6 protein-coding genes are annotated in these 18,260 nt (G+C 60.8%); 4 read left to right on the forward strand and 2 right to left on the reverse strand.

The features are described 5' to 3' along the window. Positions 1 to 86: 86 nt before the first annotated feature. Positions 87 to 1,100 carry an AI-2E family transporter gene (locus OC445_RS15650; protein WP_003188124.1) on the forward strand — a complete coding sequence of 338 codons (1,014 nt, stop codon included), beginning with the start codon at positions 87 to 89 and terminating at the stop codon, positions 1,098 to 1,100. 567 nt (positions 1,101 to 1,667) lie between these two features. Here OC445_RS15650 and OC445_RS15655 read toward each other — a convergent pair. After that, positions 1,668 to 2,936 carry an Hsp70 family protein gene (locus OC445_RS15655; RefSeq protein ID WP_054896375.1) on the reverse strand — a complete coding sequence of 423 codons (1,269 nt, stop codon included), beginning with the start codon at positions 2,934 to 2,936 and terminating at the stop codon, positions 1,668 to 1,670. 158 nt (positions 2,937 to 3,094) lie between these two features. On the opposite strand from OC445_RS15655, the gene OC445_RS15660 reads away from it, so the two are divergent. The 3 genes from OC445_RS15660 (at position 3,095) to OC445_RS15670 (ending at position 16,461) form a co-directional block, all read left to right on the forward strand. After that, positions 3,095 to 10,036, forward strand: a complete 6,942-nt coding sequence (locus OC445_RS15660; protein WP_262020210.1) for a dermonecrotic toxin domain-containing protein — start codon at positions 3,095 to 3,097, stop codon at positions 10,034 to 10,036. Positions 10,037 to 10,266: 230 nt separating this feature from the next. Further along, on the forward strand, positions 10,267 to 11,205 hold the full coding sequence (locus OC445_RS15665) for a DnaJ C-terminal domain-containing protein (RefSeq protein ID WP_198791513.1): 939 nt from the start codon (positions 10,267 to 10,269) through the stop codon (positions 11,203 to 11,205). An 84-nt stretch (positions 11,206 to 11,289) separates the two neighbouring features. Continuing rightward, positions 11,290 to 16,461, forward strand: a complete 5,172-nt coding sequence (locus OC445_RS15670) for a dermonecrotic toxin domain-containing protein (protein WP_198791514.1) — start codon at positions 11,290 to 11,292, stop codon at positions 16,459 to 16,461. Here OC445_RS15670 and ureC read toward each other — a convergent pair. Further along, positions 16,458 to 18,158, reverse strand: a complete 1,701-nt coding sequence (gene ureC / locus OC445_RS15675; protein ID WP_054896378.1) for an urease subunit alpha — start codon at positions 18,156 to 18,158, stop codon at positions 16,458 to 16,460. The two genes, OC445_RS15670 and ureC, sit on opposite strands and share 4 nt — an antisense overlap. Between the last annotated feature and the right edge of the window lie 102 nt (positions 18,159 to 18,260).

Raw genomic sequence — 18,260 nt, forward strand, 5'->3', positions numbered from 1 at the left:
GCTTCGCAGCCCAGCGGGAGCAAGCTCCCTCGCCACAGCAAGCTCGCTCCTACAACATCCTTCAACGCCGTTTGTTTTGAGGCTGTATGCCAACGTTTTCTCAGCGTCATGTGTTGTTGCTGTCCAGCTACATCATCATTTTCGGCGGGTTGCTGCTGGTACTGCCGCTGAAATTGCTGCCCAGCCTGCTGGCCGGCCTGTTGGTCTATGAACTGGTCAACATGCTCACCCCTCAACTGCAACGCCTGATCGAAGGCCGGCGCGCGCGTTGGCTGGCGGTGGCCTTGCTGGGCACCTTGATCGTCAGCGTGTTGGCCTTGATCTTCGCTGGCGCCATCAGCTTCCTGCTCCACGAAGCGGAAAACCCGGGGGCTTCCCTGGACAAATTCATGGGCGTGGTCGACCGCGCGCGCGGTCAATTACCGCCGTCCATCGACGCCTATTTGCCCGCCAGCGCCGCGGAGTTTCGCGTGGCCATTGGCGATTGGCTAAGCAAGCACTTGAGCGAACTGCAACTGGTCGGCAAAGACGCCGCCCACATGTTCGTCACCTTGCTGATCGGCATGGTGCTGGGTGCGATCATCGCCTTGCAGCGCGTGCCCGACCTGACCAAGCGCAAACCCTTGGCCGCCGCGCTGTTCGACCGCCTGCACCTGCTGGTCCAGGCGTTTCGCAATATCGTGTTCGCCCAGATCAAGATCGCCGCGCTCAACACCGCCTTCACCGCGGTGTTCCTGGCAGTGGTGCTGCCGTTATGCGGCATTCACCTGCCGTTGACCAAGACCCTGATCGTGCTGACCTTCCTGCTCGGTCTGCTGCCAGTGATTGGCAACCTGATCTCCAACACCCTGATCACCATCGTGGCGCTGTCGCTGTCGATCTGGGTGGCGGTGGCGGCACTGGGGTATTTGATCGTGATCCACAAGGTCGAGTACTTCCTCAACGCGCGAATCGTCGGCGGGCAGATCAGTGCCAAGTCATGGGAGTTGTTGTTGGCGATGCTGGTGTTTGAGGCAGCGTTCGGCCTGCCGGGGGTGGTGGCGGGGCCGATTTACTATGCCTATCTGAAAAGCGAGCTGAAGCTGGGTGGGATGGTTTAAGCCTTGTGTCGCCTGGGCTGACGCCATCGCGGGCAAGCCCGCTCCTACATTGAAATGCGATCATCTGTGGGAGCTGGCTTGCCTGCGATGACGGCCTCACAGCCGGCCCCTATCTATCTGACGCCCCGCGATCAAACTGTGGGAGCGGGCTTGCTCGCGAAGGCAGCCTGACTGCCGACCGGGATGTTGGATTTGACCGCGTACATATCCGTTATTTAGGTAACGGCCGCTTAGGGTTACGCCCTGACGGCGTCTCACTTTTGAGAAGCGCAAAAGTAAGCAAAACGCTCTTGCCCCACCACTCGGCACCTCGCTTGGGCTCGGTGTGCCCGTAATTCGCCAGTGATTTGGGGGGCCGCCGCCACGCGCCATCCATGGCGCGGGGCGGCTAAACCGGCATCCCTGCCGGTTTACCCCCCAAATCCCTGTCGAATTCCGGCCAGCGTGGTTTAACGGGGCGCCTAAGATCAAAAGCCAGATCAAGATCACAAGCAGAGCAAGATCAAGAGCGACTCGCTTCGCATCGTGGTTACCGTCAAGTGGGCGCGCCACGGTGTCAGCTACAACTCAGCAACCGTAACGCTTGCTCGCCTCAATCGCCAAACCACTGCCAATGCTGCCGAAGATATTGCCTTCCACATGCCGCGCATTCGGCAGCATTGCAGAGATGCTGTGGCGCAGCGCCGGGATGCCGCTGGAACCGCCGGTAAAGAACACCGTGTCCACCTGCGCCACGCTCACCGAGGCGTCGTTGAGCAACTGTGTGACGCTGCCGCGTACACGTTCCAGCAAGCTGTCGATGGACGACTCGAACAGTGCGCGGCTCAGGTCTACGCTCAGGCCCGCTTCGATGCGGTCCAGCGGCACGTGGCGGCTGTCTTGATGGGTGAGCTGGATCTTGGTTTCTTCCACTTCCATGGCAAGCCAGTGCCCGGCGCGCTGTTCGATCAGTTTGAACAGGCGGTCGATGCCGCCGGTGTCTTCGATGTCGTAGCGCATGCTGCCCAGGGCCAGCTGGGATTTTTGCGAGTACACCGAGTTGATGGTGTGCCAGGTGGCCAGGTTCATGTGGTGGCTGGTGGGCATGTAGGCGCCGCTCTTCATGCGGCTGCCGTAGCCGAACAGCGGCATCATGCCTTGCAGGCTGAGCTGTTTGTCGAAGTCGGTACCGCCGATGTGCACGCCGCCGGTGGCGAGGATGTCGCTCTGGCGATTGTCGTTGTGACGACGATCCGGCGACAGACGCACCAGGGAGAAGTCGGAGGTACCACCGCCGATATCGACGATCAACACCAGCTCTTCTTTCTCGATGGTCGACTCATAGTCGAACGCCGCTGCAATCGGTTCGTACTGGAACGAGATGTCCTTGAAGCCGATTTTGCGCGCCACATCCACCAGGGTGTTTTCCGCTTCCTGGTCGGCCATCGGGTCGTCATCGACGAAGAATACCGGGCGGCCCAGTACCACTTCTTCGAATTCACGACCGGCGTTGGCTTCGGCGCGGCTCTTGAGTTGGCCGATAAACAGTGCCAGCAGGTCGGTGAAGGGCATGGCAGTGCCGAGCACGCTGGTGTCGTGCTTGATCAGCTTGGAACCCAGCAGGCTCTTGAGCGAGCGCATCAGGCGGCCTTCGTAGTTCTCCAGGTATTCGTGCAGCGCCAGGCGACCATATACCGGCCGGCGCTCCTCGAAGTTGAAGAACACCACTGACGGCAGGGTGATCTTGTCGTCCTCCAGCGCGATCAGCGTCTCCTCGCCGGGGCGGATCCAGCCGACGGTGGAGTTGGACGTGCCGAAGTCGATGCCGCAGGCACGGGCTGGAGATTCGTTTTTCATGTCTTACAGGTTCCGGGCAAAAAACGGCCGCGCAGTGTATGTCACTCGCGAGCGGATGCGTAGACCGGCGATCCGTAAATTCGCGCTATATAGCTACGTCTTGAACCGGCAGGGGCTTGGTTAGGCTCGGGTTTTACTGCCCTCACGGACGAATCGCTATGCCTGATGCAACCTTCAACGCCGACCTGCGCGGCGTGCATTACGACTTTCTCAAACAACGCGTGCCGAACTGGTTCATGGAAGGCTCGCCGCAACGCCAGCAAGAGCTAGGCACGCACGAGATGGATATTCCTGCCTGGTACCTGGCCGCCACTCACCAAGACAAAACCACTCTGGCTGTCCGGCACACGCGCTTTCGCGAAACGCTCAATGCAATTGAAGAGCACCTGGGCCAGATTGAAGACGTCCTGGCCTTCGCCGAACAGCCGCTCAAAGAGGCGATCAAGAAAGAATTCAACCTGGAACTGGATGTGCGCAATGTATTTTTCGTGCGCAAATACGGCTCAAAAGGTGCTCGCGATGACTTCTACGGTGCCTTTGTTTTCGAGCAGCAAAACGACCCGTCACTGAGCTACAGGTATCGCGGCATTTCCCTGTTGGAAGCAGCCCTGGCCAATTTCGAGGCCGATGAAGAGCAGCCGTCGTCGTGCACCGATTGCCAACTGATCACCACCTTCAACCTAGAAAACCCCCACATCATTGCGACCTTCGCGGCCGTCCATGCACAGGCGGTGGCGATCACGCCCCATGCTTTCGCCAGGCTTTGCCGCACATTGGACCTTGGCGCGCTTTATCAGGCGCATATCAAGGCCATTGTAGAGCCCCAGGACGCGGATGAACGCCAGGCGCTTGAACAGCTGTTGGAAGAGCATCAACGCGAGCAGTTGGCACTGTGCATCGATATTGCCCGGTTGCAAAGCACCGGACCGCTCAGTGCCGACGCCTGCCAGATGCTCCAGAATGTGGTCACGGGCTCCGCCACGCCGAAACTGGCCGGGAAGCCTGTGACATACACCGCGCTCAACGTGTTCGACAGCGTATTGGTGGGGCCGCTGCTGATCGGCCCTGATCGGCAAAACACCAACCGCCCCGAGCCTCTAGTGGTGTACATCCCCGGCGACCCGCAACAGCCCCTCAAGGAGTATGCGTCCAGTGGCGAATTCATGGCCGACTTGCGTACCCGTCTGCACAGCGCATCGTACCGGCGCTTCTTCAGCCGCTTTGTGCCGGTGCGCGAACAAGGCGGGTTCTTCACCCGGTTCAACCGTCTGTACCAGCCTGCCAGTAACGGCAATGGCGGCGCGGACTACCCGTTGCGCACGCCGTTGGCGCGCTTGCCTATGCAAGAGTTCGCCCTTGCCGGTGAGCTGTGGCAGCGCAGTCGCCAGGCGCATATCAGCAAGATCCTGAGCGATGCACGCGCAGTGGCCGTGCCCACCGAAGACGAGGACCGCAAGGCCCGGCTCGAACGCCTGGAAGGCTTTTTCGAGGCGGCCGTCAGCGTATTCAATCTCGCCGCGTTCGTGGTGCCGGGGCTCGGCCCGATCATGTTGGCCGTGGGCGCATCGCAGATGTGCTACGAAGTGTTTGAAGGCATCGAGGCCTACGATCAAGGCGAGCCCCGCCAGATGTGGGCGCATTTTGCATCGGTAGCCCTGAACGTAGCGTTCATCGCCACCGGGTCCAAGGTGCTGCCCGCCGTCAAATGGCAAAGCGCAGTGGATCACCTCAAACCGGTGACGCTGCCCACGGGCAAGCAGGTACTGTGGAACCCCGACCTCAGGCCCTATGCCTCTACCACCAAACCGGCGCCAGAGGTCAAGCCCAATACGTTGGGCCTGTACGATCATGCCGGTCAGCAATGGGTGTCGTTTGAGGATACGCATTACCAGGTCAAGCAAGACCCGAGCGGCCAGTACCGTATTCAGCACCCGACTCGCCCCGACGCCTACGCGCCGGAATTGGAACACAACCATAACGGGGTGTGGACCCATGAGCTGGAAGAACCGCTGACCTGGGACGAGCCCACCTTGATCAAGCGCCTCGGGCTGGTCGAGCAGGCGGATCCGTTGCGTATCAGCGGCGTCGAAACTGACGCTCTGCGCCAGGTTGCGGTCGATCATGAACCCTTGCCGCTGTTGCTTGACGACACCATCAAGCGCTTCGAGCTGCATCAGCAACTGACTACCTTTGTCGAGCAAATCAAAAGCAGTGACCCGCTGGTCTACCAGAAGGCCGAACCGGCACTGCAGTTTGACCTGCTTCAACGCCGCGGCCTGCTGCCTGATGGCGTAGCGCTGAAAGTCATCGGCCCAACGGGCGAGGTCGTGTGGGAAAGCGCCGATGCGTCGCCCTTATTGCCCAAGCGCGTGATGGTGTTGACCGAGACCGCCATGGCCCAGGGCCGTTTACTCAGGGAGTTGCTGTACACCTTGCAAGGCGTCGACCCGCAGCTCAAGGAATTTCCCGGCAGCCCCGAAGAGTCGCTGGACGTTCGCGCCGCCAAGCTGCGCCAGTACCTTGGCGATGCCGTTGATAGCCTCAAGGGACCGCTGCTGGAGGAGCGTTACCGTGCGTTGAACCCAACGCCTGACGCCGATGTGCAGCGCGTGCTGGATGCCTACCCGGCCTTGCCGACGCTGGCCGCCGAGCGCTTGCTGCAAGGCGCCGCAGTGGATGAGCTGACCGCTTTTCGCAGCAGCGGGCGCCTGCCTGACCGGTTGGCCACGCAGGCTCAATGGTGCGCGCAGGAAACCCGCGTGGCGCGCGCCTACGAAGGGCTGCACCTAGACACTCAGACTCACCTCGACAGTCAGCGCCTGGCCTTGCGTACCCTGGAAACCCTGCCGGGCTGGCACCGTGGCTCGCGGGTGGAGTTGCGTCAGTATTCGGCGGAGGGCACGCTGATGGATGCCATCGGCTCCCCCGACTTCCCGCACAAGCGCAGCCTGATACTGCTGGACAGCGGTGAGTTCCAGGCAACCCTGCCCGGCGATTTCTACAGCGCCATCTGGGAGCAACTCGCGCCCGATGAGCGTCAGCGTCTCGGGTTGGGCAGCGCGGTCGAATTGAAGCAGGCGATTCAACGCAACCCTCTTTCGCGCCAGGCGTTGCGCACGGTGCTGGAGGACCAACCGCTGCGCAAGCCCGAGTACGATCCGATGGTCCGCTTGATGGGCGGCGCTCCGGGCTTTCGGCATATGGCAAGGGTGGCGGCTAATGTGCTGCGCTCTCCAGCAGAGCGGGTACGCCGGTTGTATCCATCATTCACTGAGGAGCAAGTCACAGCGTTTATTCAGTCGCTGGGCGAAGATGTCCCAGGCGGGTTGGCCAGTCGTGAGCTGGAATACCACCACCTGAAAAAATCCTTGAAAGCGTGGGCTCGCTCCAGAGGGCCACATGCCCTGGCGTACTACAGCGCCGAATGGCGTGTGAGTGATGCAATCAAACGCTGCTGGCGTCGCGAGACCGGAAGCCAGTTGAATATCCGTCGTTCAAAAGACGAGATTCGTTGGGTGGATTTGCCGCCGCTGAAGGCCGACTTCAGTCATGTCCAGGAAGTGGCGTTATCGGGGCTCACATGGAAGGGGCACTCCAGCTCGTTGTTCCTCGAAAATTTCACGCATATCAAGAGCCTGAGCATGACTGGCGCCGAGTTGGTCGAGTTGCCGGCGGTGATCGGCGATATGAAGCAGCTCACGTCGTTGAAACTGCCCTCCAATGAACTGAAACTGAGCGAGCGTAGCGCGGCAAGCTTGAGCGCTCTGGATGCCTTGCAAGTGCTGGATCTTTCGGAAAATCCGCTGGGTACATTGCCTGATTTCGGCGGTATGCCGCATTTAAGAGCGCTGAATCTATCTTTCACCCGAATCGAGCGTTGGCCTTCGGGGTTGAGGACGCAGACTGGGCTGGAGCGCGTCGACTTACGTCACAATCGACTGCTGCAGGTACCGCAGGACAATCTTGTTCCGCCGGCAGATCAACTGGAAACGATCGTGCGGATCAATAACGTCACCTTGCTTGATGGCAATCGCTTCCCACACGATTACTGGGAAACGTTCGATAAGTATTGGCAGGACGTGAACCAGTCACGCCCCGATCTTGTGTCAGGCGCTCTCGATGGCGCCTTTGACAGCAGAAATCCACGCCTGGAAATGGTGCAGCACATGTACCCCGAGTATTCCCTGCAAAAGGCCCGGGAGCTTGTCTGGAGCTGGGGCGAAGGCGCCGATACCGAGCTGGACCGGCGCTGGCAGGAGTTTTCTGTGCTGCTCAGGCAGTTGAACGCGTGGGCATTTTCAGGCGGCGGCGAGCGCCAGCGCTATGTGCGCGTGGGGGAGCGCGCCACCGATGCTGCGTCACTGCGTGATCGCAACCTGGCGCACAACCGCATCATGCGCTGCTGGCGCCGTGAAACCCCGCAACAGCTCACCAACGACGGCGAGCCCTTCGGCCTGGAGCTGGACCTCAGCGGCCTGACGCTGCCAAGCCTGCCCGACCTGGATGCGGACTTCAGCCACGTAGGCTCACTCAAGCTGAGCAACATGAACCTCAGTACTTCGCCTGAGGGGTTCCTCGCTCGCCATCAGGGCGTACGCTGGCTGGACATGTCGCGCAACCAGTTGCGTGAGTTGCCGCCGGCGCTGGGGCAGATGCATGGCCTGACCCGGCTGTCGTTGCAAAATAACCAGATACGCCTGAACCCGGAGTCGGCTGCGATGCTGGCGTCGCGCAGCACCCTCAGAGCCTTGATCCTCAATTCAAACCCCCTTGATATCGCGCCGGATTTCAGCCAGATGACGGATTTGCGTTCGCTGGGGATGGGCAACACCCATATTGAAACCTTTCCCACCGGGCTGGGGGCGCAGCCCAGCCTGGATGCGGTGTACCTGAGGGGCAGTCGGATTTCAACGCTGCCCGATGCGCTGATTGCCCCCTCGGACGAGGCGTTGGCGCAATCCCTGCGGGTAACCAGCGTCACTGACCTGGGCCTGAACCCCTTGTCCGCCGAAACTCAGGCGCGAATCGCCGATTACAACCGTCGGCTTACCGACCCGGAGCGAGCGGCCAACAGGTTGGTGCGCAGCACTCTGGAGGTGGCTGTGCCACAGGCCGTTACTGGCGACTCAGCGCCGTTTCAGCGCTGGGCCAGAGGGTTGTCAACGCAGCAGCTTGCCCAGCGCCAAAGCCAATGGTCCACCCTGCGTGCACTGCCAGGCTCGGACGGTTTTTTCGACATGCTCAGAGACCTGAACGTGGCGCCCGCTGAATATGAGGATGTGCAGCAGCGGGTGTGGGAGGTGATCGACGCGATTGCCAGCCACAGCGCCGAGTCGGAGCAGCTGCGCAAGGAGATGTTCGAATGGGCGGGCCAGGCGACGTGTTGCGACCGTGCCGCGTTGACCTTCGGTAATCTGGAAATCCTGCTGATGACCAGCAATGCCAAGGCCCAGGCGTTGGATTCGACTCAGGGCGCCGCGCTGGTGAAGCTGTCCAGGGGCTTGTTCCGTCTGGAGGAAGTGGAAAAGATCGCCCTTACGGATATCGACCAGCGCCGGACTGCGATCAATAGCCGCGAAGACCTGACGGCGACGCAGAAGGCTGACGCTCTAAGGGCTCTGGAAGAAGTGGAAATCAGGCTGGCCTATCGTTACGGCCTTAAAGAGCGGCTTGACTTGCCTGGCCAGGCGCAGCAGACCAGGTTCATTCGTTTCGGCAACGTCAGCCAGGCGATGCTGGATGCTGCGTACGATAAGGTGATCGGCCTGGATAATTCGGTGCATGAGTTTCAAGCCATGCTTGCCAGAGAATTCTGGCAAGACTACATCGCGAACAAATACCGCTCGCGGTTCGAGGCGCAGAACCAACCCCATCACGAACAAATGAATGCGTTGTTGCGCGATTTCGAGTCCGGTGCAATCTCCAAGGCGGTGTTCGACGGTGAGGCCGAAGCACTGCAGGGGCAGTTTGCAATCGAAGAAGCACAGCTGATTCAAACCCTGTCCCGCGATGAAGTGGCGCAGGCGTTGATGCCCACTGCGAGCCTTGAAGTGTTGGTGGAGCCTGTGGGTCAGGAGCTGCAACTGTCTGAGGCTAAAGCCATCGATTTCAACGGCAAACAGTATTTTGTCGCGAGCATGCCGGATGCTGGCGATGGCGAGCATTACATCTTGCGGGTGCAGGCACCCCAGAACCCGTTGGCGCTGGTCAGCAGTGGGGTGGTAGCCAAGCCCGATATCCATGGGGTCTGGAAGCGCAGGGGGTTGGCGGGTGGGATGAAGCCGCAGGGCTCCGACGATGAGTTTTTCGACGCGTCGGAGTCCATGCCGGTAACGCCCTACACGGCGGAGGAACTGCGCCATATGCGTCGCGATATCCACTTTACGGCCAGCCCCAATCGCATCGGCAGTTATAACCGTGCCAATAACGGCAAATACCCGCTCAGGGACTATCAAGGCCGGGCGATCCGCATTCGCGAATTGGAGCAAGCGGTCACGATAGCTCCCGGTGTGCGCTACACCTCGGAGCAGATCAAGCCCTACATTCAATTTCAGGGCTATGAGCAGGTGGGCGCACGCTATGAAGAGAAACTCCAGCTACGTTCGTTTACGGCCCAGGACATGAAAGCGCCCGGTGAAAGCGCGTTGATAGGCCAGGCCACGGTGGTTGCCAACCGGCGTATCGCCAAGGGCGAGATCGTCGGCGTGTACGGCGGAACGGTATTGCCCATGGGGATCTTCGGACCCAGCGGGCAGACGTACACCATGAGGGTAGGAAGCAAGGAGGTCGCGCGGGGCAATACCCTGGTGGAAGAGCCGATCCACCTGTCGGGGGATAATATTATTTCCAGAATCAATACCCTCTTCGAGTATGACGCCCAGGGCAAACCGTTGCGCCAGGCCCCCAGTGGCTACAACGTTGAAGCGGTGGGCTTCAATGTCGAGGCAGACAGGTGGATGGGGGTAGGGGAGGGTGCGCGAACCAAACGCGAGAATTTGATACTGACGGCGGTATTTGCCACTGAAGACATTTCAGCGGGCGCCGAGCTGCGCATGGATTATCAGTACACTGAGGGGGCAATAAAAAACCTGTTCGCTTGATCCTGCCCGAGTAAGTAACGGGTCTGTCGTCGTAAATAGCCATATCCCATCTTGAAAGGGCGGGTTTTGCCCCAATCTTGTGGGCATATCCAGGCGGTACACAGTGATTGCACTGACCCTGTGTGCCGCCGATTAACTTATGACGCGCCCTGACATCAATTCCCAGGCTGCCAGCCATGGCGTGCCGTGTGGCGGGCTGCGCGATATCGATAACGGATGGTGATGCCCCCATGGATTTCAAAGACTACTACAAGATTCTCGGTGTCGAGCCCACGGCTGATGACAAAGAGATCAAGTCGGCTTATCGCAAGCTGGCGCGCAAATATCACCCGGACGTCAGCAAGGAAAAGGACGCCGAAGCCAAGTTCAAGGATGCGTCCGAGGCCTATGAAGCGCTTAAAAGCGCCGACAAGCGCGCCGAATACGACGAACTGCGCAAGTACGGCCAGCATGGCCAGCCGTTCCAGGGTCCACCGGGCTGGCAGAGCCGTGGCGGCTTTGGTGGTGGCCAGGACGCGGGCGACTTTTCGGACTTTTTCAGTTCGATCTTCGGCTCGCGTGGTGATGCTTTCGGTGGCGGCCAGCGCCGTCCTACCGGGCGCAAGGGCCAGGATGTGGAGATGCAGTTGTCGGTCTCCCTTGAAGAGACCCTGTCCACCGAGTCCAAGCAGATCAGCTTCCAGGTGCCGCAATACGATGCCTCCGGTCGGCATGTGAGCAACACCACCAAAAGCCTGAACGTGAAGATCCCGGCCGGTGTGGCCGATGGCGAGCGCATTCGCCTCAAGGCCCAGGGCGCGCCTGGCATTGGCGGCGGGGCCAATGGTGATTTGTACCTGATCATCAAGTTTGCGCCCCACCCCAGGTTCGAGGTGGACGGCGAAAACCTGATCATCAACCTGCCGCTGGCACCCTGGGAGTTGGCGCTGGGCACGGAAGTGGCCGTGCCGACCCTCACCGGCAAGATCAACCTCAAGGTGCCTGCCGGTAGCCAGAACGGCCAGCGCATGCGTGCCAAGGGCCATGGTTTGCTGAACAAGGCCGGGCAACGCGGCTATCTGTTCATCCAGCTCAAGGCCGTCATGCCCAAGGCGGCGGATGATGAGGTCAAGGCATTGTGGGAGGCCCTGGCGCAAAAGGCTGCGTTCAACCCGCGCGAGCAGTTCTGAACGGGTCATTGATTTAGTTAGCGCCAGCCGCAAAAACGGCGTGCCTAGGATGACAACCTCTTCCAAGAAAAAGGTTGTCATCCCATGCCGGACTTTCAGGTCACCGACCCCGCCACGCCGCTTCCCGGTGAGCAGGGCCAACATTACGAGCTGATCAAACAGGCGATCCCCACTTGCCTGGTCAACAGTTCGCCCTCCCGTCGCAAGGCCCTCAAAGACACGCCGCCAGCCATTCCCCGCTGGTATGACGCTGCTTCCCAGGCGCACAAAGATCAGCTCAAAGTGTTGCTGGACGCCCGTTGCGAGTCGCTCAACGAACTGGAGAAAACCTTCAGTCACATACGCTCGGAGCAAGCGTTTGCCCAACCCTTGTTGGAAGCCAAGCTAAAGGCTATCGGCCACGAGCTGGACGTCAATCAAACCTGGTTGCGCCTGTATGTACCGGTCGAAGATGCCTTTGGCGTAAAGACCAGTGGCTTCAGGGTCAAAACGTTCTCCCTGCTGCACGCTGCCCTTGGCAATTTTGAGCAACGCGAGACTCGAGAGGGCTATTTCGACAGTGCCTCAGGTTTCATCACCCAACCGGACGTGCGCGATCATTTCGAGCGCCACACCACGACCCTGAAGATTCATGCGTTCACCCAGCTTTGCCGAGAACTGGACCTGGGCAAGCAGTACCAGGCTCACCTCAAGGCGCAGTTGAAACCTGACGACGCCGAGTCCCAGGCCGAACTGCGCGAGCGTTATGTCCGGCACCAGAAAGCCGCCTTCAAGGCGGCAGCGTACCTGGCGTTGCTCAAGGGCGACATTGGTGACAGCGACCACGCCTTGCTGATGCGTGTGGCGGCCGGGGAAAAACACATTCTCAGCGACGGCAAGCCCATCGTGTATCGCAGCCTGAGCCTGATGAACCTGCACCTGCATGATTGCCTGGTCATCGACGCTTGCGCCAAGCCTGGCTACACCTGCTGGGTCATCGTTTATATTCCCGATGACCCCGACCATCCCATCAAGCGCTATGACACCTTCAATGACTTCAGCACTGCATTGACCGAGCGCCTGAGCGCGAAAACCACCCAGGAAGCTGACCGCTCCCAAGGCTGGAGGGCTACGCCGAACCAGCATTTTTTTGCCCGGTTCGTTGCCGACAAAGACCGCGCCTACTACTACAAACGGCTGACCGAACTGGTGCTGGACGCACCTCCCCAGCCGTTTGGCGCACAGGCCTTGCGATCGGAATGGGGGCGCCTGCTCACTTCTCCGTCCTTTGCCACGCCTTCGACACTGGGCGAACCACATCCCTACGTGCGCGTGCATGCCACTGCCCCTGAATTCAACATTCGCGCCCACACCCTGACGGACCTATGGCAAGTTGCAGACCTGTGGACCTATCGCCTGGGCAGCCTGCGTGCCCGCCTGTTCGAGAATGCGCGGCATCGTGCGGTGAGCACCGCCGATGTCGATGAGGCCTCGCGCTCACTGCGCGCCGCGCATTACATGAGCATTGGCCTGTTCGGTCTCAACCTGGTGGCCATGGCGGTGCCACCGCTTGGCGTGCTGATGGCCGTGGCGATGGCCGGGCAAATGCTCTACGAAGTCATCGAAGGTGTCATCGAGCTGAGCGAAGGCGATCGCGAAGAGGGCTGGGCGCACATCACCGACGTGGTGGAAAACCTGGCGACGCTGGCGGTGCAGGCAGCCGTGGTGCACTTCACCGTGTCGCCGTTTATCGAGCAGCTCAAGGCCGTCACTCTCCCCAGTGGCAAGACTCGGCTGTGGAAACCCGACTTGTCGACCTATGAGCACACCGCGTCCCTACCTTCAGTGGCGGCGGATGAGCAAGGCCTGCACCGGCACAACGGCCAGACCGTGCTGCCATTGGAGGGTAAACGCTATGCCGTGCAACAAGACCCGCTGACCGAGCAATACCGCATCCTCCATCCCACGCGCGCCGAGGCCTATCAACCGATATTGAAGAGCAACGGCGCTGGCCTCTGGAACCATGAAGTGGAACGCCCGCACACCTGGGAAGGCGCCACGTTGATGCGGCGATTGGGCCCGGTGACGGAGGGCTTCAGTGATGCCGAGTTGGAGCAGGTGCGCAGCGTTGCGGCGGTGAGTGAGGACGTGCTGCGCCGCGTGCATGTGGAAGGCGAGCCGGTACCGGCGATCCTGCTCGACACCCTGCGCCAGTTCAGGGCGTATCGCGATGCGGTGAGCGTCGCCGAGGGTATTCGCCAGGGCTCGCTCAGCAGCGCACTGTGCAGCTATGCCGCATCCCTGGCGGTGGAGTTGCCTGGATGGCCAGCGAGCAAGGCGATCGAGGCATTTTCCGGCACCGAGTTGAGCGGGCCGTCGATCAAATACGGTAATCAGCAGGCTGCGGCGGCGGACACCGTGCAAGTCCACCGCGCCGAATTGATGAGCGGCCAGTTGCCCATACGCATTATCGAAGCGTTCAGCGAACCTCAGCGCGATGCTCTGGTGGGCAGTTACACCGCCCGCACACCCGAGGCGAGAACCGAGGCCCTGCAATTGAAACTCGAACAAAGGGCCATCGAGGTGCGCGAGCGGTTGATGAAGAGTATTTACGTCGAGCAGCAGCCACTCTCCGACACCGCGATTATGCTGATCCAGCGTGACTTCAGCGGTGTGCCGACGATTTTGGCGCGCGAAGTGCTGGCGGACGCGACGCCGACCGAGCGCGACACGATGAGCCGCGCCAAGCGCATTCCCCTGCGCCTCGCTGAAAACGCGCGCCGGGCGCAGCAGCAAATGCGCCTGACCCTCGCGTATGAAGGCTTGTACCTCGATGCGTTGGCCGGCCCAGACACCGAAACCCTGGCCCTCCACACACTGCCGGCGCTGCCCGGCTGGTCGGACAATCTGCGCCTGGAAGTGCGCGAGGGTCGGTTTGAAGGCCCATTGCGTGCCAGTTTTGGCCCTCAGGAGGCGAGCAATCGCAAGGTCCTGGCACGTACGGAGGATGGACGTTATCAAGCCTTTGATGAGCGCGGTCAGGATCTGCATGGCCTCAATGGTTTCTATGGCGCCTTGCAGCACGCGTTGACCGACGCCCATCGCAACGCGATTGGCCTGCCCCATGTCGGCCAGGGTGAGCAATTGAAGGGGTTGATCCAGCAACATGCATTAGGCCGAGCACCGTTGCGCAAAGCCTTGGGCATGTCGCCGGAAAAGCTGCCGTTTTTTCGACCGCCGAGCGTGTTGCCGGGCGAGCGTCGCGGCTATCCATTGAGCGGGCGCGGTGGCACTGAGTGGGAAAAAATCACACGCGAGCGGGTCCGCAGCCTGTACCCGGAAATCACCCGGGACGAAATGCTCGCCCTGATCAACGAGCGCGGCGCGCTGGATCTGAGCTGGCTGCGTGCGTTGGAGCAAGAGTACAAGACCCTGCAGGCCACCTTGCACAACTGGCTGAGCACACCGCCCCAGGGCATGGAACCGTTCGGTGACCAGCAACGTCAGGTGCTGAGGGCCAGGCGCAAGATTTATACGGCGCTGGATGACGCCTGGAGAAAGGTTGGCCCACGGCACTACGATCGAAATGGGCGCCTCTTGGGGCAGAAAATCGAATGGTTGGAAGAGGACCTGGCGCAGCAGCTCCGAACCTTGCCCGCACTGACTGCAAACTTCGACCATGTCAGCTACTTGGGCATTGTGGGAACCGAAGGCTCGCAGCTGACGGATGCGGATGTGCGGCCACTGCTCGCTAACTTTCGCGGTCTGCGTCAATTAGGGATCGAGGCCGCTCAACTGACACGCCTGCCGTCAGCCATCGAACAGATGCCGCATTTGCAGCGGTTGCATTTGGGCGGTAACAGTATTGTCCTTACGCCTGAAGACGTCTTGCGCTTGAAAGATCGGGTGCATCTCAAAGAGTTATTTTTGGAAATGAACCCACTCGGCTTGCCACCCGATGTCGGGCGCATGCCGCGCTTACATACCTTGCTGCTCAATGAAACAAGCCTGGTGGAGTGGCCTAGCAGTGTGTTCCGTGTGCCCAGGCCGGAAGACTTCATTCTGGATATGCGGCAGAACCCGATAGCGCGGATTCCCGAGTTCGCGCCGGGCTCGGATAAGGCATTGATTGTGGCGAAAACCTTCCTCACCCGTGAAACGCTGACGCCTGAACTGCTTGCTCAATTCAAGCGGTACATCGAGGCTGCCGGCCGGGATCCGGATCGCCAATTGCCGAAAAGGGGCGCGCTCGACAGCGAGCGGTGGAAAACCGGTTATTCGGCGCAGGAATGGCCCTCCAGGCAGGTGTTATGGGACATGCTTGAAGGTTCGTTTGGCTCTGAGGGCTTTTTCAATGTTCTTCGTGCCGTCAGAAACTCCGGGGACTCGACACTCAGGGGCGGCGTATGGTTGCCGGAACTGACCGCCAAGGTCTGGCGCATACTTGAGGCGATGGGCGAAGACGCCGAATTGCGCGAGCAGTTGTTCCTGATGGCCCGGGACCCTGCGGCCTGCGTGGACGCCGGGGCGCAGTTGTTCAATTCGATGGGCGTTGCCGTGCTGCATTGGTCGGCGTACTTCAGCGAGGACGTGGCCTCCGTGCGCAAAACTGTCTTCAACCTGGCCAGGGGCAAGTGGCGGCTCGATGAGTTGGGCCGTATCGCCCATGAGCGCGTGTCCCAACTGCAGGATGACGGCGTCAAGTTTCCGGAGTACGACGCCAAAGGCGCACGCATCGATCATTACGATGCCCGCGGCAATTTGATCGCTGATATCGACGAAGTCGAGATCTACCTGGCGTACACAACGCCATTGGCAACCCGTCTGGACCTGCCCTGGCAATCGCGGAGCATGATGTTCCGCGAGGATTATGTGACGGCGCCCATGGTCGAGGAGGCATTCAACCGCGTACAGCTACTGGACCAAGGCGAGCTGCTGCGTGGCAACCTGCTGGAGCAACCGATGTGGACCGACTTTCTGCAGCGGGCTCATCCAGCTGACTACGCGTCGATTGCCGCAAAATTCGATGCACTGATTGACTATCAGGCCGCGCAGGAACAATGGGCCGCCGCAGCCAACCTCCCTGAGAGCGCGAGGCAGGCCCTGCGCCAAACCATCAGCCGGTCGGCCCAGCGCCTGGGCCGACCGGCTTCGGAAAGTGAGCCGGGGCAACTGATGTCCCAGCAAGACTACGACGACACCTTTGGTCGCATCAATGGCGAACTGATCACCTTGAACCAGACACTGACCGATCAAGCGATCCGCGCCATCCTCTAGAACAGGAAGTACCGCTGGGCCATCGGCAACACCTCGGCCGGTTCGCACCACAGCAACTGACCGTCAGCCTTGACCTGATAGGTCTGTGGGTCCACCTCGATATCCGGCAGGTAATCGTTGTGGATCAGGTCGGTTTTCTGCACGTCGCGGCAACCCTTGACCACCGCGATCTGCTTCTTCAGGCCCAGGGCCTCGGGCAGTCCGGCCGCCTGCGCGGCCTGGCTGATAAACGTCAGGCTGGTGGCGTGCAGGGAGCTGCCGAAGCTGGCGAACATGGGGCGGTAATGCACCGGCTGCGGCGTCGGGATCGAGGCGTTGGCGTCGCCCATCAGGCTCGAAGCAATGGCGCCGCCCTTGAGGATCAGCGTGGGCTTGATGCCGAAAAACGCCGGGCGCCACAGCACCAGGTCGGCCCATTTTCCGACTTCGATGGAACCGACGATATGGCTGATACCGTGGGTGATCGCCGGGTTGATGGTGTACTTGGCAATGTAGCGCTTGGCGCGGAAGTTATCGTTGCCCACGCCGTCGCCCGGCAGGGGGCCACGCTGTTTTTTCATCTTGTCGGCGGTCTGCCAGGTGCGCGTGATCACTTCGCCGACACGGCCCATGGCCTGGCTGTCGGAGCTGATCATCGAGAACGCGCCGAGGTCGTGCAGGATGTCTTCGGCGGCGATGGTTTCGCGGCGGATGCGGCTTTCGGCGAAGGCCACGTCTTCGGCAATGCTTGGGTCCAGATGGTGACACACCATCAACATGTCCAGGTGTTCGTCGATGGTATTACGCGTGAACGGCCGCGTCGGGTTGGTGGAGCTGGGCAGCACATTGGGGAAGCCGCAGGCCTTGATGATGTCCGGTGCATGGCCGCCACCGGCACCTTCGGTGTGGTACGTGTGGATGGTGCGGCCCTTGAGCGCGGCGAGGGTGGTTTCGACAAAGCCCGACTCATTGAGGGTGTCACTGTGGATCGCCACCTGCACGTCGTAGGCATCGGCGACGCTCAGGCAGTTGTCGATGCTGGCGGGCGTGGTGCCCCAGTCTTCATGTAGCTTCAAACCGATAGCACCGGCCTTGACCTGCTCGATCAGCGGCTCGGGCAAACTGGCGTTGCCCTTGCCGGTAAAGCCAATGTTCATCGGGAACGAATCGCTGGCCTGCAGCATCCGCGCAAGGTGCCACGGGCCGGAGGTGCAGGTGGTGGCGTTGGTGCCGGTAGCCGGCCCCGTGCCGCCGCCGATCATGGTGGTGACGCCGCTGGTCAGGGCCTCTTCGATCTGCTGTGGGCAAATGAAATGCACGTGGGAGTCGATGCCGCCGGCGGTGAGGATCATGCCTTCACCGGCAATCACTTCGGTGCTCGCGCCGATGGCCATGGTCACGCCGGGCTGGATGTCCGGGTTGCCGGCTTTGCCAATCGCGTGGATGCGGCCATTCTTCAAGCCGACGTCGGCCTTGACGATGCCCCAGTGGTCGATGATCAATGCGTTGGTGATCAGCGTGTCGACCACTTCATGGGCGAGCAATTGGCTCTGGCCCTGGCCGTCACGGATCACCTTGCCGCCGCCGAATTTGACCTCTTCGCCGTAGACGGTGAAGTCCTGCTCGACTTCGACGAACAGTTCGGTGTCGGCCAGGCGCACCTTGTCACCGACGGTGGGGCCGTACATGTCGGCGTAGGCTTGTCTGGATATCTTCATGGGTGTGTCCTCGATCGTTCCCACGTTCTGCGTGGGAATGCATCCTGTGACGCTCTGCGTCACGACGTAAAGAGCGGACGCAGAGCGTCCCTGGCGGCGTTC

Origin of the sequence: Pseudomonas sp. Pse35 (genome assembly GCF_024519715.1) — a bacterium.
Taxonomy (GTDB): domain Bacteria; phylum Pseudomonadota; class Gammaproteobacteria; order Pseudomonadales; family Pseudomonadaceae; genus Aquipseudomonas; species Aquipseudomonas paracarnis.